Raw genomic sequence first — 221 nt, forward strand, 5'->3', positions numbered from 1 at the left:
ATCAATCAACAAAAAATAGTTGCTTTGGTTTTAAATTATAGAAAGTCTGTGGGAATGAGAACTGGTGGAATAAAGCTTTACAGCGAACTAAAACAAGACTTTATAGCCAATGATATTAAAATTGGTAGAGATAAGTTTTACAGTGTTTTAAGAATGCATAATCTTCTTGTTCCAAAATTAAAAAACTATATAACAACAACCGATTCTAAACATCAGTTTAG

The 221-nt window shown here is 28.5% G+C and carries 1 pseudogene; it reads left to right on the forward strand.

From position 1 onward, the window contains the following. Window positions 1–221, forward strand: a pseudogene (locus Q0762_RS13980) (IS3 family transposase); the annotation flags it as partial.

It is taken from the genome of uncultured Polaribacter sp. (assembly GCF_947495205.1).
GTDB lineage: Bacteria > Bacteroidota > Bacteroidia > Flavobacteriales > Flavobacteriaceae > Polaribacter.